22 protein-coding genes are annotated in these 21,650 nt (G+C 56.2%); 12 read left to right on the top strand and 10 right to left on the bottom strand.

From position 1 onward, the window contains the following. Positions 1-197: 197 nt before the first annotated feature. Complete coding sequence (locus AB1A64_RS20965; protein ID WP_366553900.1) at positions 198-905, top strand: IS6 family transposase; 708 nt, start codon at positions 198-200, stop codon at positions 903-905. A gap of 220 nt (positions 906-1,125) precedes the next feature. Here AB1A64_RS20965 and AB1A64_RS20960 read toward each other — a convergent pair whose 3' ends face one another. From AB1A64_RS20960 to AB1A64_RS20950, 3 genes are all read right to left on the bottom strand, one after another. After that, positions 1,126-2,403 (bottom strand): O-antigen ligase domain-containing protein, encoded by a 1,278-nt coding sequence (locus tag AB1A64_RS20960; protein WP_366553898.1) that lies wholly within the window; start codon positions 2,401-2,403, stop codon positions 1,126-1,128. Then, positions 2,400-3,881 (bottom strand): hypothetical protein, encoded by a 1,482-nt coding sequence (locus tag AB1A64_RS20955; protein ID WP_366553896.1) that lies wholly within the window; start codon positions 3,879-3,881, stop codon positions 2,400-2,402. The genes AB1A64_RS20960 and AB1A64_RS20955 overlap by 4 nt, the downstream gene beginning before the upstream one ends. A gap of 114 nt (positions 3,882-3,995) precedes the next feature. Next, positions 3,996-4,610, bottom strand: a complete 615-nt coding sequence (locus AB1A64_RS20950) for a response regulator transcription factor (protein WP_170752082.1) — start codon at positions 4,608-4,610, stop codon at positions 3,996-3,998. Between the two features lie 252 nt (positions 4,611-4,862). Here AB1A64_RS20950 and AB1A64_RS20945 point away from each other — a divergent pair, with 252 nt between their 5' ends. The 4 genes from AB1A64_RS20945 (at position 4,863) to AB1A64_RS20930 (ending at position 10,329) form a co-directional block, all read left to right on the top strand. Beyond that, a complete protein-coding gene (locus AB1A64_RS20945) occupies positions 4,863-6,236 on the top strand; it encodes a WecB/TagA/CpsF family glycosyltransferase (RefSeq protein WP_366553894.1) in 1,374 nt (457 codons plus the stop codon). Positions 6,237-6,256: 20 nt separating this feature from the next. Next, positions 6,257-7,138: a UTP--glucose-1-phosphate uridylyltransferase gene (locus AB1A64_RS20940; RefSeq protein WP_366553892.1), complete on the top strand. Its 882-nt coding sequence runs from the start codon at positions 6,257-6,259 to the stop codon at positions 7,136-7,138. A 101-nt stretch (positions 7,139-7,239) separates the two neighbouring features. Further along, entirely contained in the window at positions 7,240-7,746 is a 507-nt protein-coding gene (locus AB1A64_RS20935) for a molybdopterin-dependent oxidoreductase (RefSeq protein ID WP_366553890.1), read from the top strand. A gap of 132 nt (positions 7,747-7,878) precedes the next feature. After that, entirely contained in the window at positions 7,879-10,329 is a 2,451-nt protein-coding gene (locus tag AB1A64_RS20930) for an ATP-binding protein (protein ID WP_366553995.1), read from the top strand. Position 10,330: 1 nt separating this feature from the next. Here AB1A64_RS20930 and AB1A64_RS20925 read toward each other — a convergent pair whose 3' ends face one another. Continuing rightward, positions 10,331-11,560, bottom strand: coding sequence for a polysaccharide biosynthesis/export family protein (locus AB1A64_RS20925; RefSeq protein ID WP_366553888.1), 1,230 nt, complete (start codon positions 11,558-11,560; stop codon positions 10,331-10,333). Between the two features lie 195 nt (positions 11,561-11,755). Between AB1A64_RS20925 and AB1A64_RS20920 the strand changes: the two genes are divergently transcribed. From AB1A64_RS20920 to AB1A64_RS20905, 4 genes are read left to right on the top strand one after another with little or no spacing between them, the layout of a single operon-like run. Continuing rightward, positions 11,756-12,994 (top strand): oligosaccharide flippase family protein, encoded by a 1,239-nt coding sequence (locus tag AB1A64_RS20920; protein WP_366553886.1) that lies wholly within the window; start codon positions 11,756-11,758, stop codon positions 12,992-12,994. Further along, entirely contained in the window at positions 12,991-13,905 is a 915-nt protein-coding gene (locus tag AB1A64_RS20915) for a glycosyltransferase (protein WP_366553884.1), read from the top strand. Before AB1A64_RS20920 ends, AB1A64_RS20915 begins: the two co-directional genes overlap by 4 nt. Before the next feature lie 20 nt (positions 13,906-13,925). Further along, a complete protein-coding gene (locus AB1A64_RS20910) occupies positions 13,926-14,912 on the top strand; it encodes a glycosyltransferase (RefSeq protein WP_366553882.1) in 987 nt (328 codons plus the stop codon). 13 nt (positions 14,913-14,925) lie between these two features. Further along, a complete protein-coding gene (locus AB1A64_RS20905; RefSeq protein WP_366553880.1) occupies positions 14,926-15,837 on the top strand; it encodes a glycosyltransferase family 4 protein in 912 nt (303 codons plus the stop codon). Positions 15,838-16,127: 290 nt separating this feature from the next. Here the strand turns inward: AB1A64_RS20905 and AB1A64_RS20900 are convergent, their stop codons facing one another. From AB1A64_RS20900 to AB1A64_RS20890, 3 genes are read right to left on the bottom strand one after another with little or no spacing between them, the layout of a single operon-like run. Next, positions 16,128-16,667, bottom strand: coding sequence for a hypothetical protein (locus tag AB1A64_RS20900; RefSeq protein WP_366553878.1), 540 nt, complete (start codon positions 16,665-16,667; stop codon positions 16,128-16,130). Between the two features lie 13 nt (positions 16,668-16,680). Beyond that, positions 16,681-17,331, bottom strand: a complete 651-nt coding sequence (locus tag AB1A64_RS20895) for a hypothetical protein (protein WP_366553877.1) — start codon at positions 17,329-17,331, stop codon at positions 16,681-16,683. Then, positions 17,324-17,926, bottom strand: a complete 603-nt coding sequence (locus tag AB1A64_RS20890) for a hypothetical protein (protein ID WP_366553875.1) — start codon at positions 17,924-17,926, stop codon at positions 17,324-17,326. Before AB1A64_RS20890 ends, AB1A64_RS20895 begins: the two co-directional genes overlap by 8 nt. Positions 17,927-18,121: 195 nt before the next feature. On the opposite strand from AB1A64_RS20890, the gene AB1A64_RS20885 reads away from it, so the two are divergent. Beyond that, complete coding sequence (locus tag AB1A64_RS20885) at positions 18,122-18,487, top strand: hypothetical protein (RefSeq protein ID WP_366553873.1); 366 nt, start codon at positions 18,122-18,124, stop codon at positions 18,485-18,487. 68 nt (positions 18,488-18,555) lie between these two features. Here AB1A64_RS20885 and AB1A64_RS20880 read toward each other — a convergent pair whose 3' ends face one another. From AB1A64_RS20880 to AB1A64_RS20870, 3 genes are read right to left on the bottom strand one after another with little or no spacing between them, the layout of a single operon-like run. Next, positions 18,556-19,212 (bottom strand): hypothetical protein, encoded by a 657-nt coding sequence (locus tag AB1A64_RS20880; RefSeq protein ID WP_366553871.1) that lies wholly within the window; start codon positions 19,210-19,212, stop codon positions 18,556-18,558. Next, positions 19,205-19,810: a hypothetical protein gene (locus tag AB1A64_RS20875; protein ID WP_366553869.1), complete on the bottom strand. Its 606-nt coding sequence runs from the start codon at positions 19,808-19,810 to the stop codon at positions 19,205-19,207. Before AB1A64_RS20875 ends, AB1A64_RS20880 begins: the two co-directional genes overlap by 8 nt. Before the next feature lie 3 nt (positions 19,811-19,813). Continuing rightward, on the bottom strand, positions 19,814-20,431 hold the full coding sequence (locus AB1A64_RS20870) for a hypothetical protein (protein WP_366553867.1): 618 nt from the start codon (positions 20,429-20,431) through the stop codon (positions 19,814-19,816). A gap of 146 nt (positions 20,432-20,577) precedes the next feature. Between AB1A64_RS20870 and AB1A64_RS20865 the strand changes: the two genes are divergently transcribed. Beyond that, the gene (locus AB1A64_RS20865; protein ID WP_366553865.1) at positions 20,578-20,712 is read left to right on the top strand and encodes a hypothetical protein; all 135 of its coding nucleotides are present in this window, start codon (positions 20,578-20,580) and stop codon (positions 20,710-20,712) included. Further along, complete coding sequence (locus AB1A64_RS20860) at positions 20,709-21,416, top strand: IS6 family transposase (protein ID WP_366553863.1); 708 nt, start codon at positions 20,709-20,711, stop codon at positions 21,414-21,416. The genes AB1A64_RS20865 and AB1A64_RS20860 overlap by 4 nt, the downstream gene beginning before the upstream one ends. Positions 21,417-21,650 lie beyond the last annotated feature (234 nt).

The following is a 21,650-nucleotide window of genomic DNA, read 5'->3' as shown; positions in this document are numbered from 1 at the left end:
CTGAAGCGCGAAAACTGGCGGACCTACAAGTGTTATCATCGTCGCTCAGCTTTTCTTCCATCGGGCAAAAAGCTGAAGAGGTAGTCTACGGCAAGCTCGAAATTAGACTGTTCATCGCTAGCTCATAAGGCATTCTGTTTGGTCTTGTCAGAAGAACTTTGCTTAAGCGAGGTAGGGGTGTTGCATAGCTTTTGCCCATGACCAGACCTGCTTTTTTCAGATATTATAAAACCAGTCCTGAGATTATCCGCCTTGCGGTGATGCTGTACATCCGCTTCCCGCTCTCGCTTCGGAAACTCGAAGATCTCTTGCACGAGCGAGGCATCGACGTGAGCCACAAAACTGTCCGATATGGATGGAACAGGTTCGGTCCGATCTTCGCCTTTGAGATCAGACAAAAGCGGGTGCAACAACTGCGTGCATTCTCGAAATGGAAGTGGCAGGTGGACGAGGTTTTCGTGAAGGTGAATGGCAAGAAACATTACCTCTGGCGGGCCGTCGATCATGAGGGCGAAGTGCTGGAAGCCGTTGTCACCAAACGCCGAAACAAGGCTGCAGCACTGAAATTCCTCAAGAAATTGATGAAGCGGCGCGGTTGCGCCGAAGAGATCGTCACAGATCGCTTCGCTTCTTACAAGGCTGCGCTCAGAGAAATGGGCGCGCTCGAAAAACAACAGACGGGCAGGTGGCTCAACAACCGCGTCGAGAATTCGCACCTGCCGTTTCGACGACGCGAACGCGCGATGCAGCGTTTCAGGCGCATGCGAAGTTTACAGAAATTCGCTTCCGTCCATTACTCCGTCTACAACCACTTCAACCAGGAAAGATCGCTCACCAGCCGGGACACCTTCAAGCTGACACGCGCCGCCGCTCTTAGCGAATGGCGTCAACTTTGTTCCGGATAGGTTCGCGGTTTCCGCGGCAAACTGAGACTGGTTCGAATTCGTCTGACAGCACCGTGCCACTAAATACCGGGCTGAAGAGCATTTCACGGTCAATTCGTTGGTTGCCCGATGTGAAAGTACTCACTTTACAAGGTCAAAATGTCCCTATCAGCAGTGAAGAACCAACCCAAAAGAGTGACGTCTGACACTACGCTGGTGTCGCAACAATCCTAGCGGCGTATCAGCTTCCCAGACACACTGAATTGACCTCTCGCAAATGCAATCCGAGCATCAGTAAGGTCGGCCAGAGTAGATAGGTTTGGATTTCAACGTTCTCTCCAAAGGTCAGCAGGAGAACTGTGAGCAACAGCCCGAGCGGCAGCCTCCCGCGTTCCGACTTTATGGCGTCCAGGGTGACGATTGCTAAATGACCGAGGAAAGGAACGAGAAACGCGGCAAATCCGGTCAGCCCTTTCACGAATAGCAATCCGTACCAGGTGTGATGGCTGCCGATCGGCATGTACTCAACAAGATGCGCACCGGGTCTGACTGTGCCGTGCCCGAAAACCATCGCATCCGATTGCCAGCGCTCATACGCTATACGCTGCAGAGTTTCGCGTACGCGGGTACTATCGGCGCGCGCGGATTTGAACCTGTAAAGGGCTCGGTTGCCGAATTCGACAAAGACTGCGCCCCAAACGGCTACGGTGGTGGTGACTGCAGACAATAGAATCCACCCCAAGCTGCGGGCGACAAGTGGCAAGAGGCGGGGTGACAGCGAGCAGATCACCAATCCGACCATACCCATTCGGGACTTGGACATAAGGATCATCAGAACTCCGGCAGCCAAGCCGATGACCTTCCAGCTGCTGTGCTTTTCTTCCAGGGCAAATAGGACCATGCAGACACCCAACAAGGCTGCGAATGGCGACCAGGGCGCAAAGAACTGCCACCGCGGCGTGCCGCTGGCGGGGTCGATTGTATACAGGTAGACCGAGAAATATTCAGGTCCCGGGCCGCCCACTGCTTTAAGGGGAGATGTAAACAGCAGATGCGGCAGACCGGCATAGGGGGCGGCAATGAGCAACGGCAGAAGGCACAAGGTCCAAAGGCCCACCACACATTGCCCTCTGACCAAAACCTCGCGCCGTATTGGCAAAACCGCCCCTGCTAGGATAAACAACGGGATCAGCGCCCAACCCTTTGCCCATCCGATACTCGATTTGATCGTTTTGGTGGTGCCGAGGTTCCAGTCTGCGTGGCCTGCCCAAAGTGAGACCAGCATCACCAGCATGCCAACGCTCCAGATCCAGACCAGAGCAGGTACAGGGCCCGTTGCACGCATATCCAAACGGATCACCGGGCCGAGATAAAGTGACACCCCGGCTATCGTAGCCAACATCCAACCTAGCACCGGACCGACAACATACAGCGCGCCAAGCCCGTAGAACGGCCATGTCCAGATCAGCGTACACCAGACGATCTTTTCGGCTGGCGTTTGAGGGGCAACACGCGTCAAACTGCGGCCTCTTTCTGGTCTTTCAGCAGCTTTGAGATCAGCGGGTTTCGGATCCATGCCAGAACCAAACCCATCAGCAGCATAAGGCTTGCAACGATCCCGACGGCAATCGAGATCTTCTTGTTCGGCGAAGACGGGCGAGTCGGCAGAGACGGGTTCTCCAGCACTTGGATCAAGGGATAGGAGGCATAGACATCGGTCTTTTTCGACTCGGACCGCGCGATGGCAGAGGCGAACACGGCTTCTGCCACGGCGAAATCTCTCTGCCGGTCCTCCAATTCAGCGGCGATGGGGGCGAGGTCTGACAGGCGCAGGGTTTCCAAACGAACTTGCGCGCGCTGTGTCGCGACATGCTCTTCCAATCCGGCGCGCAAGGCATCTTCGCGCACCAACTCGCTGAGCAACTGCGCCCGTTGCCCTTCCGGCGCGCGATCCAGTCCATCGAGCTGCTCGACCTCAAGACCAGTCACCTGCGCCGCGCGTTTTAAAGCAACCGAACGCGCCCCTTCATATTCGTTTTGGGCATTCACATAGATTGGGTGGCGCGATCCGTAGGTCGCGTCGGCTTGCGCCAGCTTTGCAGCCCCCACCGACACATCCGCAAGCAACGATAGGTACTGCGCATCAGCATAGAGTTTCAGCGTTGCCGCCGCTGCGTCAGAGGGCAGATTCAACGCGACTTGAAGCGCGGCGACACGTTCCGATTGGCGTGCCAGCTCGCTCTCCTGCGTTCGCAGCTCCTGCTTTGCACGGTCATTAGCTGCGACCTGCTCTTGGTATTGCGCGACTGATATCAGACCGCTTTGCGATTGCAGCTGTTTGATCTCGGCCCGCGTGGCCTGAATTGCGCTCGTGTAGTCTTCGATCGCGCCGGTATTGCTGGCCTCACGGGTGGCAATTTCATCGGCGCGCAGGGCGTCAATCTCAGCGAAAAAGGCGGCCACCAAGGCGTCTCCATATTGTTGAGCGTCTGCCGGAGAGGCCGCCTGAAGCTCGATATGGATCAGGCTGGTTTGATCGACCAGTTGCACCCGCGGCTTTCCAAACGCGTCCCGGTCAGCCTCTACCGCCTTGGCTGCCGCGTCGAGTATACGGTCGGCCGACAACAAACGTTTATACGTCTCGGTCGGGCTGATTGACCCGTTGGCAAAGGCGGAATTCGCGTATGAGGATGCCTGACCGATATTGGCCAGATTGACCGATGCCGAAGCGCCAGATCCTGGCAGGATTAATGATGCGTGAGAGGTGTATTTGACAGGCGCGGTCGCCAAATAGCCGCTGATCGGGGCCCAGATGCAACTCGCCCCAAGAAGGTATAATGCCACATAACGAGGCAGGCGGCCTACGTCGCTAAGGTGCCCGCCCTTTACGATGCGGCGCCACCCGAGCGTTCTGAAATTGGATCGGGAAATGCGCACCCACTGCAGAAATTGCATGTCGCGCGTGGATTCAGAGGAGTTCGAAATCTGTTGCGGCATGGAAAAACCCTTTCTTACAAGGGTGATACACCGCATCTGATTGCTGATCATTCGCTCAGCAGGCTAGGGGCCGAGGGGATTGGGAGCGTCCCCTATCCCTTCGGATAGTTAGGCCTAGAACAACCCAGCCTCGCGCGCGGCCAGGGCGGCCTGCGTTCGATTGCTGACACCAACTTTTCGGTACAAAGTCTTCATATGCAGTTTGATCGTCGGCTCTGACAGATCCAGATCACGAGCGATTTCCTTGTTGGATTTGCCCTCAGTCAGCCCTTTCAGAACTTGCCGCTCACGCTCTGTCAGTTTTTGAGCCATGGGGTGGGAGTCTTCCGGCTGCTCTGCGTTCATGAAACCCGCAGGAAGGTATTGTTCCCCCATCGCCATAAAGCGGATCGCGTTGACCAGAGATTTAGCCGGTAAAGTTTTTGGGACGAAACCGGCTGCACCAAGCTCTAGCGCGCGTTGCGCCAGATCACGCGAGGTGTCGCCGGTAAACAGGGCCACATGCTGGGCACCGTCCAAAGCGATGCAGGTTTCAAGTCCGGCCAACCCGTTCATGCCGGGCATGTTCAGGTCCAGAAGAACCAGATCAAAGGCTCCGTCGTTCTCAATCAAAGTTTTCGCGGCTGGGAAATCCGGCGCGGTCTCCACCTCGATTCCGCCTGCTGCATCTATGAAGGCAACGAGCGTGTCCAAAATAAGGTCGTGGTCGTCAGCAATAAGAACTTTCATCTCAAATCTCCGTCTGCCCCCAACCACACCCAAATGCGTTAGTAAAACATTGAACCCATGGCATGAAGCCTTCCTGACGGACAGGTGAATATCCAATCGGATAGGTCAGCGGGCCGTTTTCACCACGCTATGTGCTGCGGGGTCGTTTGAATAGACCTATTCTCCGATCCCTCTCCGGATGCTCGCCTATCGGTTGCAGGGTCTCATTGGCAGTCTGAAGCCACAGATTGTCATCGTTGATCGGAGAGTTCCATGCAGTTCCTGTCAGTCCAAGATATGCATAAAGGCGCGCAGCCAACGCCCATACCAACTTTGGAAAAGCCTGAGATTTTGGGTCTGCCAGTTGTGAACGCCCGATCCGGACAGGTGATCTCAAAACTGCTGGATGGGACCCGCCGGACTGTGTTTTTCCTGAATGCACATTGCGCAAATATAAGGGCCCGCAACCATACATATCGAGCAGCTTTGGCCCGGGCAGATATGATCCTACCTGACGGAATTGGGGTGGAGGTCGCGGCAAAGTTGCAAGGTGTCCAGCTGGCCGAGAATCTGAACGGCACTGATTTTGTGCCCAAGCTGCTGAAACGGGCCGCGCGTCTTGGGCAGTCGGTCTACCTGTTGGGGGGACGTCCCGGAACAGCTCAGGCAGCGGCAGCGCGGTTGCAGCACATGATCCCCGATTTGACCGTGGCTGGCACGCGCGATGGATTTGAAGAGGCCGCGCGGGTTGATGAGGCGATCGACGATATCAACCAATCTGGCGCAGACATCCTGTTGGTCGCAATGGGCGTCCCACTGCAGGAGCTGTGGATAACGCGGAACCGCCACCGGCTTGACCCTCGCATCGTGCTGGGCGTGGGGGCTTTGTTCGACTTCCTGGCCGGCAATGTACGTCGGGCACCGCGCATCGTTCGGCACGCCCGAATGGAGTGGGCATGGCGGTTGGCGATGGAGCCCCGCCGCATGGCCCGCAGATATCTAATGGGCAATTTCGAATTCCTCGGGCGTGCCGCGCACAATTCTGTCCCCAAGGTCTCAGCATGTCGCCTGCTGGACCTCACTTTGGCGGTGGTCGCGCTGTCTCTTCTGGCCCTGCCCATGGCCGCAATCGCCGCATTGGTGCGATTGGACAGTCGCGGCCCCGCCTTTTTTCGGCAGACACGTATCGGTCGAAACGGGGTGCCCTTCGCGATGTACAAGTTCCGCTCGATGACGCAAGACGCAGAAGCGCGGCGTGCGGATCTGCTCAACCATTCGGATCGTGAGGGCGTGTGCTTCAAAGTCAAAAATGATCCACGCATCACTCGCGTTGGGAAGGTTCTGCGTCGGTTCTCTCTGGATGAACTGCCGCAAATCTTCAACGTGCTGAAAGGGGATATGTCGCTGGTCGGACCGCGCCCGGCTTTGCCCGAAGAGGTTGCCGCATATCCTGACCAAGCGCTGGAGCGCCTGCAGGTTCGTCCCGGTATCACTGGCCTGTGGCAGGTTTCGGGCCGCGCGGGCATCGGCTTCGACCGCATGATCGAACTGGATACAGCCTATGTTCGCTCCCGCTCGCCCCTTCTGAACCTCTTCCTCATCGCATTGACCGCACGTGCCGTCGTGTCGGGGCGCGGCGCTTACTGATCAACCCTAGGAGCATTAATATGACACGTATTCGCAAAGCTGTTTTCCCGGTCGCGGGTCTGGGCACAAGGTTTCTGCCCGCCACCAAATCGGTGACCAAGGAGATGTTGCCGCTGATCGACCGCCCTTTGATCCAATATGCAGTGGACGAGGCCCGTGCCGCCGGGATTGATGAATTCATCTTCATCACCTCAACCGGCCAATCCGCGCTGGAGACGTATTTCGGGCGGAACTCGGGGCTTGAGCGCAAACTGAAGGATGGCGGCAAAACCACCCTGCTGAACCGTTTGCGCAGCACGAACCTTGAGGATGAGACATACAACTTTATCCAACAAGAGAGCCCGCGCGGTCTGGGCCACGCAGTCTCTCTGGCGCGAGACTTTGTCGGTGATGAACCCTTCGCGGTGATCCTGCCGGATGATGTGATCCACGCGCAGCGCCCGGTCCTGGTGCAAATGGTCCAGAACTTTGAAGGCAGCCACATGATCGCGACCGAAGAGGTCCCATTCGACCGGATCAGTGCCTACGGCGTGGTCGGTATCGAGCATAGCAAAGGGCAGGTGCAACATCTGAAAGGGTTGGTTGAAAAGCCATCCGCCGATGAGGCACCGTCCGAGTTTGGCATTGTCGGGCGGTATCTTCTTCACCCGTTGATCTTCGATCAGCTGGAAGGTTTGGCACCTGGCGCAGGCAACGAAATCCAACTGACCGATGCGATCGCGGCCGATATCAAAAGGACCGGATGCCACGGCTTCGCCTTTCAGGGAGAGCGTTTCGATTGTGGATCGGTCGCCGGATACCTTGAGGCAACCACCGTTTTTGCGTTGGAACGTGCCGAGCTGCGGGACGGGTTCAAATCCATGTTGCGTCAGCGCATGAACCTCCTGTCTGCTGCTGCATGAGACCGAGGCACCTATCCGTTCGGATAGGTGCGTATCCCCATGCCCATCTGTCGCTGTGGACCTCTTTCTGGTTTCTTACGGTCAAAGAAATGGAGACTAAGATGCGTCTGTTTTTTGCGATCCTCACAGCGGCGTTCACCTTTTGCCTGACGTCTGCGCACGCCGAAGACTTGGCGGCTCCGTCAGGAGAGGTAATTCTGACCATCTCAGGCAACATCGCGCAGATCAGGCCCGACGGGGCGGCGCAGTTCGATATGGAAATGTTGCAGGCGCTACCGCAGCGCAGCTTTGAAACCTCGACGATCTGGACTGAAGGCGAGACCAGCTTTGTCGGCGTTCCCCTCTCTGTGTTGCTGGAACAGATCGGAGCAGAGGGTGCTACGATCCGGGCAACGGCGATCAACGACTACGCGGTTGAGATACCTGCGGGCTCAATATCGGCGCAGGACCCGATTGTCGCCTATGAGATGGACGGCGCGGCGATGTCCCGGCGGCAGAAAGGTCCGCTATGGATCGTATATCCCTATGACAGTGATACCAAGTACCAGACCGAGGTGATTTACTCTCGCAGCATTTGGCAACTCGACAGGTTGGAAATCGTTAAATAGCGTGGGGTTACAATACAATATGAAGTGGGTGATACGGGCTAGACTTTGAAAAGAAATTTCCAATACCACTCGCAGCGCCGGTGGGCTTTCGGGCTCCTCTGTATCGCCGTTTTGGGTGCCCTTGCTTTGGTCGTGTTGCTTTCCGTCAAGGTGGTATCCGACCTGCGCGACCGGCAGTCAGCCCGAACAGATAACGTGCAATGGACGCTGACGCAGGTCGAGGTCGAGTTCCTGTTCTACCTCAACGCGCTTGAGGCGGGTGTATCGGACGCAGAGCCAAGCACAGAAAACCTGGACCTTGTCCGGCGCCGTTTCGATCTTTTTTACAGCCGTATCGATATTCTAGACACCTCGCGTCTGTTTGAAACGCTGCGAAGTGACCCGAAATTCGCTGAACCTCTGAACGACGTCTCCGCATATCTGGAGGTCTCGGTACCTACAATCGATGCTGAGGATCCCGGGTTGAAGGCTGGGCTGCCGGTTCTCTATGACGGCGCGCAGGGGATCGCTCAAAAAGTGCGAGAGCTTTCGGTCTCGGCGATCTCGTACTTTGCAAGTCAGTCGGATCAGCGCCGTGAAGAAACCGCGCTCAGCCTGTTTCAACTGGCCGTTTTGTCCGGGGGATTGTTTCTGACGCTGACCGCGGTCAGCGCCTATCTCTTGGTGGTCAATCGCAGGGCAGATCGACGCGGTGGGGCAATCCAGCAGGCCAACCAGCGCATGAATACGATCCTTTCTACCTCATTGGATGCCGTGATCGTGGTGAACGCCGCCGGCGAAGTGCTGGAGTTCAACCCAGCTGCACAGGCGATTTTCGGGTATTCCGAAGATGAGGCCAAAGGGCATTCGATCGGCGACTTGATTGTGCCTGCGCATCTACGCGCGGCGCATGATGCAGGCATGGAGCGGATGCAGAGCGGGGGCGACCGCCACGTGGTTGGCAAGGGTCGCGTTCAACTTGAGGCGTTGCGCAAGAATGGCGATGTATTTCCCGTCGAACTCGCTTTGCAATCCGCTCAGGCCGGGGACGAGGAAATTGTTATCGGTTTTGTCCGCGATATCTCACAAAGCGTTGCGGATCAGAAAGAGCTTGTCTCGGCCCGCGACCGTGCCCTTGCCGGGGAAAAGGCCAAGTCGGATTTTCTGACTGTTATGAGCCATGAGATCAGAACCCCGTTGAACGGGTTGCTGGGCAACCTCACCCTTCTCAAGAATACACGCACGACCAAACAGCAGTCTCAGTTTGTCCGCAACATGGAGATCTCGGGCCAGGTTCTGCAAAATCATGTGGATGCGGTGCTGGATATTGCTCGGTTCGAGGCCGGCAAGCTGTCTGTCGCGCACGAGCCAACCGACCTGAACGCGATGCTGCAGGACCTTGTGGACGGTCAAAGCGGCAATGCGGCCTCGCGCGGCAATTCAATCTCGTGGCAATGGGTGGGCGGAGCCCATCCGCATGTCGCGACTGACGCGCAAAGGTTGCGGCAAATTCTGCTGAACCTTGTGGGTAATGCGATCAAGTTTACCGAAAATGGCCGTGTGTCGATCGAGGTCGAAAGATGTGAACCTTCCGGTCAGGGTAAGGCACATGACTACGAAGTGCGTGTGATCGACAGCGGGGCTGGCATCGCCGAGGATGAGATCGACGCCATTTTTGATGACTTCTACACCAGCGATCCCTCTATCGGTCGCACGGTCGGAGGGACCGGGCTTGGCCTGGGAATTGCCCGCAGGTTCGCGCAGGCCATGGGTGGTGAGTTGGGGGCGGAAAGCACATTGGGCGAAGGAAGCGTTTTTTGGCTGCGGATACCATTACAGCCGTCAGCGCGCGACCAACTGCTAGAAGCTGCTCAGATCAATACCGAGACCGCTCTCCCGCTGAACTTGTTGGTGGTCGAAGACAACGAGATCAACCTCGAGGTCATCTGCAACATGCTGGCGTTGGACGGTCACCGTGTAACTACGGCGGAGAACGGGCAGGTTGGCGTCGACAAGGCCAGCAGTCAGAGGTTCGATGCGATCCTGATGGATATCAGCATGCCAGTGATGGATGGGCCAACCGCTGCGCGCCATATTCGTGGCGGTCAGGGGCAGTCGACCGATGTGCCGATTATCGCTGTGTCGGCCAATGTCCTGCCAGATGCGGTTGAGACCTTTCGCGCCGCCGGTATGACCGCTTTCATTGGAAAACCGATTTCGCTGAATGCCCTGCGCAGGGCGCTTTCGGTGGTCACGCGCACCGACGGGCGGATTTCGGAGCATGCGCAGCCAGATTCGTTAGCGGAGTTGAAAGGCAGCCTCGGCCCTGAAGTCTTTGCCCGCCTGCATGCCAAGTTCATTGCCGAAGGGGATGAATTGGTTGAACAGCTAGAAACCGGGGCATTTGACCATACAGATTTAAATCAAATCGCTCAGGCCTGTCACAAACTGGCTGGGAGTGCAGCAACTTTCGGCGTGGAAGAGTTTCGAGAGGCGTTAGTTGCGGTAGAGACTGCAGCCAAAGAACACAAAGACATCACTAGCAAACTCGCTGCAGTCTCCACTGCTTGGGAGCGGGCGAAATCATCGCCCGCTTGGGATTGACTTAGGGCGCCAGCAGCGCCGCTGCGCCGACGATGCCAACCGCGCGGGCGACCTCGGTCAGACCGGTCACCTTACTGTCGTAGCATGCAATCGCATCTCCTGGCAGAACATAAGGGTCATAGTCATCGCGATCCCCACGTCGCAGCAGCTTTTCGATATTGCGTTCAATGACGATCGAGTTCCCGGTCATCGGGTTGCGGGTGAACAGGACCGCGCTGCGATTGGCATTGGTGGTCTTGGCCCCACCGACGCAATTGGTATCGACTACGGCCTGCAGGTAGCGCGTGCCATAGGGTACCTCACGCACGTCTCTTCCAATGGCCGACTCTGCGTTGCCGGTGGCAGGCTGCGTGAGGTTGGACATATAAAGCGTTACGCCGGGCGGGCTGATCGGGCTGGGACGCATCAAATCATCCTGGAAACACCCTCGGCTGTTTATCACGATCTGATCCCCGGTCAGCAGCATGATGTCGGTCGGATCCGAGCCTTCGAACACCCCGCGCAGGTCCATCCGGTAGATCGTGCCCTGCCGGTGCAGCTCAACTGCTGACAGATCCGCATCCGGGCGCACACCTCCGGAAGCGCGAATGGCGACCGAGAGGTTGCGCGCCTCGGTCGAGGCACCCAGCACGCCCTGACGCCCTCGATCCAGTGCGTCGCCGGGGATGCCTCCGATCTCGACCGAATGGGGTTCAAACACCGCGCCTTTCACGCCGACAGTGACCGAGGCGAAATCGCTGATGCGCGCCGTGACGCGCGGGGTACTGTCGTAGAACTGTGCGGCTACCAGAACCCGGGCCACGTCCCGCTCGACCTGCTCGGTCGTTCTGCCCTGCGCGCGCACCGGCGGCAGGTACGGCAGCTTCAGGTTGCCATCGCGGGACACAACATAGGTGTCGCTGAGAAGCTCATCCCCGTCGATGGTGATCTGCACCATATCATTGCGCGAAAGTTTCTCGCCCAGCAAAGGGCTAAGCGCGGGTTTAGACCATTTGGCAAAGGCGTCTGTGCCCTGATCCCCGGTCGGAGGCATACAGGCGCGCCCGTTCAAGTGTTCCGCTTGCAGCAAGGGCGCATTTGCCCGGCGCCGTGATGGGGCACGGTACTGGGCCTGATAGCTCTCGCCTTTTGCGACGGGTTCGATGTTGCGCGGGGTCTTCATGCTGCTGCAACCCGATAGAGCAATCGCGCTGACGGCCCCTAAAACCAAAACTTTGAAATGTCGTTTCATTTTGAACTCTCCTGAACTGCATCCACAGCTACAGCAGTGTCTCGATGTGTGTCAGACCGGCATCGGGATTGCCGTTTATCCCAATCGGATAGGTCGCTCGCCCGATGGTTCGTCTGGCTGTCCGCCCGCGTCTGGGACAGGGATGTCGCTGCCAATTAGAACTGATCCCAACACTGTTTTTGGACACTTGGCGATATGACTCAGCGATTGGTACATTCCAGTTTCCTGCGGCACCTGTTAGCCTATGCGGTGTCCGAAGTGGCGGCAAAAGCCTCACGTCTTGCGGTGGTCGTGGTTGTGGCCCGCACCCTCAGCCCCGAGGCTATAGGGCTGGCTGCCGCTGCCCTCGCGGCAGGGGATATCCTAAAGGCGCTAACCGAGAACGGCGTGGGGCAGAGGATCATCCAAGCCCCGCAGTCCGAGCTGGAACAGCGCTGCAACACCGCGCATCGTATCTTCTGGGTCTGGTGCGGGGCGCTGTTTTTGCTGCAGGTGACCATCGCCATAGCCCTCTATGCGATAGGGCACCAGACCCTGGCGCTGCTGCTCGCTATTCTGGCCGGAGAGTACCTGTTCATGCCCGCCGGTCTGGTGCAGGCCGCGCTTGCGATGCGTGAGGGCAAGCTCCAAAAGACAGCCGCTGTTGCCGGAGGGCAGGTGGTTGGCGCAAATGCTATAGCCGCGCTACTGGCGCTGCTCTGGGCCTCGCCGCTGGCTTTGGTGCTGCCCCGATTGCTGGCCGCCCCGATTTGGCTGGTCCTGATGCGCCGTCTACGTCCCTGGGCATCAAACGCGAAGCGCGGGTTTGCCGCCCTTCGCCCCTTTGTTGGCTTTGGCTGGGCTGTTATGGGGGTTGAGGTTGTCAAAGTTCTGCGTTTGCAGGCCGACAAGCTTGTGGTTGGCGCGATGCTGGGGGCCGAGAGCCTTGGCATCTACTTCATGGCTTTCAACGCTGGGCTCGGCTTGGCGACATCGTTCACGCAGGCCTTTTCAGTCGTTCTTTTCCCACATCTTTGCGCAGCCCCGGATAAAACCAAGGCGCTGCGTCATGGGCTCGGCACGTCCCTCCTGGTGCTGAGCCCGTTGGTTTTGCTGCAAGCCGCGCTTGCACCGATCTACGTGCCGCTGCTGCTGGGTGCTGAGTGGCAGCAGATTTCACCGGTGGTCTCGGTCTTGTGCCTTGCTGCATTGCCCAGCGTCATCTGGTCCGCCGTGGCCGGCTGGCTGCGGTCCGAGAACCGCGCGATCACCGAGCTACGAGTCAGCACGGCCCTTGCATTCGCATTGATCCTCAACACCGCGATCATGGCGCCGTTCGGGCTGATGCCGGTGGCGATGGGATACCTGATGACCAGTGCTGCCCTCATGTTGATCGCCTCTTGGGTTCTGCTGCCTCGGGATCAAAAGACAACAGAGAGGTTCGGCTTCCAATGACCCGCTTTACCATCATCGTGCCGTTTCACACCGATGCGGACACAATTGCTGACACGCTGACCAGCATTCGCGCGCAAAGCTTCACGGAATGGGAGGCGATCTGCGTCGGCGATCGTCCCTCGAAGGCGTGCCTGTCCATTGTGCTGAATCACATTGCCCAAGACCAACGTATCCGGATCGCAAGCAGCCCCTTCGATGGCCCAAGTGCCGCCCGCAACTATGGGGCCGAACTGGCCAAGGGAGACATGCTGGCGTTCTGCGACGCAGACGATCTGTGGCACAAGGACAAGCTGGCGCAGCTGAACGAAGCCTTCCTATCCTCTTCGACGGATGCGGTTTTTGGGCAGATCAGGTTCTTCGCCGATCAGCTCGGAGATTCTCAGACATGCTCGAGGGTTCCTAACGCACCACTGACCATTCAGGACCTGTTGGCTGAGAACCCGGTCTGCACCATGTCCAACCTTTCAATCCGTCGCGAGGTCTTTATCGCCGTTGGCGGGTTGGACGAGAGAACGGTGCATAACGAAGACTTGGAGCTGTTGATCCGCCTCGCAGGCGAAGGGTTCACCATCAAAGGGGTGGATCAATTTCAGGTCTGGTATCGCACCAGCGCCCGGGGCTTGTCCTCGGATTTGGCCGCCATGCGCGCTGGGCGGGCCTACGCGGTCAAAACAGCCGCATCATATGGCGTGTTCCCGTCACGGTCGTCCGAGGCCGTCTATCTGCGCTATCTCGCCCGCCGGGCGTTGCGGTTGGGGCATCAGGGTCAGGCGCTGTCTTACACGCGCAAAGGCTTGAGCCTGCATGCGCGCAGTTTTTTGCTGCCCCTGCGCCGAGGACTGCCTACCGCCGCAGGGGCCGCGCTGGCCCCGATCCTACCGCAAGCGATCAAAAGCGCGTTGTTTTCTTAAGAATTCTGAAGGAGATCACCATGCCCACAGCATCCATCGTCGTACCCGCCTACAATGCCGAAGCAACCTTGGCCGAAACGCTCGCCTCACTGCAGGCGCAGACCTATGACGATTTCGAAATCATCATCGTCGACGATGGATCGCAGGACGCGACCTCCGAGATTGCTCGCGCGCACCAAGGCGACACACGCGTACGACTTGTCGGGCAAGCCAATCGTGGGCTTGCGGGGGCAAGAAATACTGGCATCGCTGCCGCGCGGGGTACATTAATCGGCTTTTGCGACGCCGACGATCTGTGGATGCCCGAGAAGCTGGCGGCTCATGTTCACCATCTCAAGGCCGAACCGGACGTGGGGGTTAGTTACTCCGGCAGTGCCTTGATCGACGAAGCGGGGTGCATGATGGGGATCAAACAAGCACCCCGCCTGAAGAATGTGACCGCAGCACATGTTCTGAACCGCAACCCGATCGGCAACGGATCGGCGGCCGTTATTCGAAAAACAGTGCTGGAGGCTTTGGCCTACCGCCCGAGCTTTGAAACCGAGCGGGATTGGGTCTTCGATGAGACCTTCCGGCAGTCCGAAGATATCGAATGCTGGATGCGGCTGATGTTGAAGACCGATTGGCAGATCGAAGGTGTTCCGGGGCTGCTGACCCACTACCGGATCAATGCAGGCGGGCTTTCGGCGGCTTTAGATCGCCAGTTAGAGGCGTGGGAGAGGATGGTCGCGAAGCTGCGCCCGCTGAACCCTGAATTCTTTGCCCAGCACGAACCCTCGTCCCGTGCTTATCAGCTGCGCTATCTGGCGCGGCGGGCTATCACCAACCTCGATCGGGACAAAGCTTGGGAGTTGTTTGCACGCAGCGTCCAGGAAAGCCTCCGCCCGGTGTTTGAGGAACCTATGAAAACGTTCAGCACTTTCGCCGCAGCCCTTGTGTTGAAAACGATTGGACCCGGCCCGATCACCCGGCTGGGACAAATGAAATCCAAACTGCAATCGATCTGAGAGAGGCGTCATCATGGAACAGAAAAAGATACTCCACCTGGTGGACGACACGACAGCGGGCGGCGTGATGCGGATGCTCGACCATCTTTTGGCGCAATCAGATCTGTCCGAAACGGTCGATCAAAAGGTGTTGAAGGTCAAACGGACTGCATTTTCTTGGGGCAAACTGAATGCGGATGTCATCGTGTCCCACGTCGTACCAAGCTGGAGAAGCTTACCCGCGTTCTCGGCGCTTCGCGCAATGCATCTGGACACTCGACTGGTCCATGTCGAACACAGTTACACCCGGGCATTCACCACTCTGAATGTCCCACACAAACGTCGGTTCTTTGCAATGCTGAGGGTGATCTATTCCTTCTTCGATCAGGTGGTCGCGGTCAGCCATTCGCAGTCGGGCTGGATGAAGGAAAGACGCCTGGCCGCCTCGGAAAAGCTGACCGTCATTCCTCCGCCCGTTGATCTTGAGCAGTTGTCGCGCAACACGATGCCTCCCAAGTCAAAGACCACAATTGGTGCCATCGGGCGGCTCGAGCAGCAGAAAGGCTTCGACATCCTGATCCAAGGCTTTCGGTTAACCCGAACGCCGGGCGCGCGTTTGTTGATCTTTGGCGAAGGCAGTCAGCGTTTATACCTTGAGACACTGGCAGAGGGTGACCCGCGCATAGAATTTCGGGGCCACGCCGAGGACCCTGCAGAGGCCTATCAAGCCGTCGATATCGTTGCGATTCCGTCGCGTTGGGAGGCTTACGGACTTGTGCTGGACGAAGCGCTTGCCGCGAAGCGCAATGTGATCGCCAGTAAAGTTGATGGGTTACGTGACCGTGAAGGAGATACGAGAGTTTCATTCTGCAACCTTGACCCTTATGATTGGCGACTTGCGATCAATAATTTTCTGCTTTCCAACACTATTGAGAAAAGTAGCTGAATCAAAATTTGACACTGGATCTTTTGCGTTTTTGCCGAGCCATTCGCTGCAAAATCAATTGTGATTTCAAAGAAATTGCCTGAGGCCAGCTTTGCGTTTTGTGCGCGAGCCTACTTAGCGCAGTAAATCTTGGTGCCCTCTGTGGACTGCGAGCGGTTATTGCCTTGTGCCAAGTGGACGGCAGCTATGTCCGCAAAGCAGTCGCTCACATCGTATGCAGCGAATGGAGGTACCGAGCCCTTTTTGACCAATGCTGCAAACTGAACGAATGGCGGCTTGAGCTATTTCGTTTAATCGAACGCGTCTTTATAGCCGTCGTACACCCATGCTCGTGTGGCCGAGACGTACAATTCATCATCCACACCGTCAAGGCCGACACGGATCACATCATCCCGTCCGACTTTCCAACAATCATGAACGCCTTCTTGGTCCTTAAAACGACGCATGAGCCCTGCACTGATGTGCTTTACTGTCCAGGCATCATAGAACCTGGCGTAAGCATCGCGATCTGGTTTGGATGCTTGCTTCCAGGTTGCGTGTGCATAACGCAACAAAAAATCGTGCTCGCCTTCAATGTCCGTATAAAAATGAACACCGAGTTCTCTGTCTTCGCGATCAACCCAATTCTGTTTGTACGTCAATGGTCCGGGATCAATGATTGGGAGGGGGTCGAGAACAGACTCGTCATCTGCCATGATAACCGAGACAAGTTGGTTAACGCGTTTGTGAAATGCCAAAGTCGAAGCGGGCCAATCACCCTCGGGCAAGTCGAGGTCCAATCGTGGACCATCAACAAGGTATCCCTGTTTTTTCTTGCGTCTCCAGAACATCGAAATTCTTCCTTTATATCACTCTGCACTTGAGCAGGTCCCAGTGCTTGGCCGCCTTCGCGGCCTTAAGGGCTTTTGCCAGCCTGTCGCTCAAAATCGGGGCCCCGAGAATCGCGGGGTCGAACCAGATGTCAGGCCCGGTCAGCACTTCTTCTGAAAAGACCAAATCCTCGTGACTTACATGGTCGCTATTTTGGATCATGAACAGTTGAGCAGGATTTCCAAGCGGTATGACACCTTCTGATATGTCTGCTTTGAAACAGGGCTTTCCGCTTCCCAAAACCAGATAGAACCAGTCGTCGTCCAGTTTTGTCTTTTGGTCAGGATGGAGAAGATCGACCGGCACCAATCTGGATGCGCCCATATCATGGTCGCGCAGGACTTTTGCAGATGTCGACGACACGACCAGTGCGCCTCCGGCACTCATGATGTGGCGTATGGGTCGTTTGTGGTCGGCCCAACGCTTTACGGCATAGAGCTGCTTCGGAAACTCGTGATCTTCGATGGTTAAATGTTTCTTTTGCCGCGCCATCACAGACCGAAAGGCAATACCAATTTCGTTGTCGAGCGGCGGGTTCACTACGTCCGGATATCCAACGGGTCTATAGCCGCGCTCTGCAGAAGAATTGCGGTATACATTGCTGAGCCAAACCACGTCAGTCATAAACCTGACACTCCAAAAGCGGAAACTCGTCTTCGAGGGAAATTCCCATCAAAGCATTTGCGAGTTGGCGGGAAAAGAAAACCAAACTCGTCGCGACCATAGGCTCCACCCAGATATGAGCGCCCAAACGTGCAGATGAGTTGAGGATGACAGTTCCCTTACCCGATTTCAGCGCCAGATCGTCTATTACATAGCGGCCATGCCTGAACATTTTTGCTGTTGAGATATCCTCGCGCCATGTTCGCTTTTTTTCACCAACATAGATGGCGGAATATGAGCACTCTCCGGGCCCTTCATATTTTAGTGGCCATATGAGTCCTTCCCCGAGATCAAATTGTGAAATGACCTCAGCGACGTCGGGAGACACGACCAACAATGACATGAACGGAAAGATGCGTGGCAATGGCTCGGGAAGGGTCGGTGCGCGATATTTCAAAACTGTCGGAAGGCTGTCGACATCCACTGGCTGTCGTCGAATAATCGCTTCTCCGACTTCCACAAGTGAGTGCTTGCGCGCACCATCCTGATCAAGTGTGAAGTCGCTTGAACTTGGAAAGCTGCTGCCCAATGTGCCCCCAATATACGCTTTGCTCATCTGCTGGTTCCTGTTTTCGGCACTTTCATTCTCACGACGGTCCTAGGCATTGAAATAACTTGAAAAATAATCTCACCTGCACTGGATGCTTTTTGATTTAGGTGAAAATATGGCGTACTGCCGTTGACCGCTGGACATAGGTTGCTCACGCGAGGCAACTTTGTGTGCATCGGGTTGAAAGAAAGGGAATTACTGTTGTTTGGCTTGAAGAAACTTGAGGCGCGCGTTGCTGACTTGGAAACGCGACGAGCCGCCCAGTCGCGCCTATTGGAAGACATGGTCGAACAACTGAAGGCGCTTATCGAAACACAGCCGATGGCAGAGTTGGAGGCGTCGCGCCAGGTGAGCGCACTTGTTGTCGTGCAGTCGAGACTGTTGATCATGCTGCTGAAGAAAGACCTAATCGCCCCCAGCGACATCAATGCCTTTATCGGTGACCTTGAACAACATGCACGGGTCATGCAGGCAAACCCCGAGACCTCGGCCATTGGCTGGATCGTAGCCGATCTGGCGCTCAATATCAGTGGCGAGATTGAACAATCGCCGGATGGCCTGGGGTAGAAACGAAAAAATCTGCCACCATGCGCGAGGCGCTCTATTATTCTTCGAGCTTCAGGGAAGCTAAATTCTCATTGCTGTATCACACTGCACTTTAGCAAATCCCAGTGCTTTGCCGCCTTTTCAGCCTTAAGGGCTTGGGCAAGGCGGTCACTTATGATCGGAGCATCTGTGATCGCCGGATCGAACCAAATGTCAGGCCCGGCCAGCACATCATCTGAAAAAACCAAGTCCCCGTGACTTACATGATCGCTGCCTCGGATCATGAATAGTTGAGCGGGATTTCCAAGCGGACTGATGCCTTCTGATTTTTCTGCTTTGAAACACGGCTTGCCGCTTCCCAGAAACAGATAGAACCAGTCGTCGTCCAGTTTTGTCTTCTGGTCAGGATGAAGAAGATCGACCGGCACCAATCTAGATGCGCCCATATCATGGTCGCGCAGGACTTTTGCAGATGTTGACGACACGACCAGCGCGCCTCCGGCGCTCATGATGTGGCGTTTGGGTCGTTTGTGGTCCGCCCAACGCTTTACCGCATAGAGCTGCTTTGGAAATTCGTGATCTTCAATGGGCAGGTGGTGTGTTTGCCGCTCAATCACCGAGTTGAATGCAAGACCAACACTATGATCGCGCGGTGGCCTCGTGACGTCCGGAAATCCAACCGGCCTGTAGCCGCGCTCGGCCATCGGGTTTCGGTGCATGTTGCAAAGCCAAACCACGTCACTCATCAATCTGACACTCCCAAAACGGCAGCTCATCCGCCAACGACAGATCCATCAATGCTTCAGCCAAGCCCTCTGAGAAAAACGCGAGGACTGTGGAGTGAGATGGCTCAACCCAAAGATCTGCACCTTCAAGTGCTTCAGGACCAAGAACAACCGACCCGTCTCCGCGCTTAAGCGAAAGGCAATCCATTCTGAATTTGCCCTTGTGCCCTGGCCTCTTCGCTGTGGATTTCTCGCGCTGCCAACTTGATTTCTCTTCGCCAACATAGACACCAAAATAGGCGTAACCGCCAGGATCGCTGCACTCTAAGGGCCAGACATGGCCAACACCGAGGTCGAAGCGGGATAGGACCTCCGCGACATCCGGTGCAACGATCAGAAAAACCCCTCGCGCGAAGATTCTCGGCATTGGTTTCGGAAGATCAGGCCCGCTGAATTCAAGCCGTGTCGGCAGATCATTCAGGTCTATCGCTTTGCCCTCTGCAATCGCTCCTGCAACCTGTGCCAACGAGCGCTCATGTTCACCAACCTGGGACAGAATAAAGTTGTCTGAACCCGGAAATGACATGTCCAGGGTGTCCGTAGCATATGCCTTTTTCATTCCTTAAACCCCATGGTCACTCTCAACCGAGCATTCAAAAAGGGGCAGTTCGTCCGCTATAGACAGGTCCATCAATGCCTCAGCTAAGTCCTCTGAGAAAAACGCCAAGGCAGTGGAGTGAGATTGCTCGACCCACAGATCCGCACCTTCAAGCGCTTCAGGGCCAAGAACAACCGAACCTTCCCCGAGCTTTAGCGACAGGGCATCTATCAAAAGTTTGCCATTGAACCCCGGCCTCTTCGCAGTCGACCTCTCGGGGCGCCAGCTTGATTTCCCTTCGCCGATGTAGAGGCCAAAGAACGAATAATCACCCAAGTCACTGCAATCTAGGGGCCAGACATGGCTCGTTCCCAGATTGAAGCGGGAAAAAACCTCGGCCACATCCGGCGCAATGGCCCAGAAACTTCCCATAGGAAAAATTCTCGTCATTGTTTCCGGAAGCTGTGGGGCATCCAGAACAAGTTTTGTGGGCAGATGTTTCAGGTCAATGGATTCACCTTTCAGGATCGCTCGCCCGATCTGTGCTAATGGCACGGCATGTTCCCCGACCTGTTTAAGGCGGAAGGACTCTTCGGTGTGGAGCGGACTGCTTATCGAACTCGCAGCGTAGGCCTTTTTCATTCTTCAAACTCCGGTGACGCAGTAGCAGCCGCGGTCATAGGTCTTCCCAGAGAAAGCGAACAGCGGCCAGAAGCCAATTTGCGCCCCAGGGTTGAGTGTGTCGTTGCTAAAGGTACTTTAAGCAAGGTGAAACCCGGAGCAAGGCGATGATCATTCAATCCGTTGATTTAGAAGCAGCTATTGATGCTGAAGTCCCCGTATTTGAGGAGGCAATTCATGCGGTCTTGTCAGAAGAACTTTGCTTGAGCGGGGTAGGGGTGTTGCGTAGCTTTTGCCTATGACCAATCCTGCCTCTTTCAAGTACTTTAAAACCAGTCCCGAAATCATCCGCCTTGCGGTGATGCTGTACATCCGTTTCCCGCTTTCGCTTCGAAATGTCGAAGATCTGTTGCACGAGCGAGGCATCGACGTGAGCCACGAAACTGTCCGGTATTGGTGGAATAGGTTTGGCCAAATGTTTGCTGCTGAGATCCGAAGAAAGCGAGTTCAGCAATTGAGAGCATACTCCAAATGGAAGTGGCACCTGGACGAGGTATTCGTGAAGGTGAATGGCAAGAGACACTACCTCTGGCGCGCCGTTGATCATGAATGCGAGGTGCTGGAAGCCGTTGTCACCAAACGCCGAAACAAGGCTGCAGCACTGAAATTCCTCAGGAAATTGATGAAGCGACACGGTAAAGCGGAAAACGTCGTCACGGATCGCTTCGCTTCGTATCGGGCCGCGCTCAGAGAGCTTGGTGCTACCGAAAAACAGCAGACGGGCAGGTGGCTCAACAACCGCGTCGAGAATTCACACCTTCCTTTCCGACGACGCGAACGCTCCATGCAACGTTTCAGGCGTATGCGAAGTTTGCAGAAATTCGCCGCTGTTCACTCTTCAGTCTACAACCACTTCAACCAGGAAAGATCGCTAGCCAGCCGAGACACCTTCAAGCTGACGCGCACCGTCGCTCTGAGCGAGTGGCGTCAACTTTGTGCCGGATAAGTTCGCGGATTTGGCGGCAAACTGAGACTGGTTCGAATTCGTCTGACAGCACCGCCACTCATACCTGTCTCACTTCAGTTGTGTTTTCTGACCCGGAATTGTGCCGCAATTCCCGCGCGTTGGAACGCGCGCTTTCAATCAGAGACAGCGCACACCGTACACTCAGATTGCAATTCCTGCTCTAGTCTCAGTAGCGCATTTTGGCGGGGTCGCTTTGGGGCGAATTTCCCTGAT

Origin of the sequence: Ruegeria sp. ANG10 (assembly GCF_040705255.1) — a bacterium.
GTDB lineage: Bacteria > Pseudomonadota > Alphaproteobacteria > Rhodobacterales > Rhodobacteraceae > Ruegeria.
This window is presented reverse-complemented; position numbering and strand designations above follow the sequence as displayed.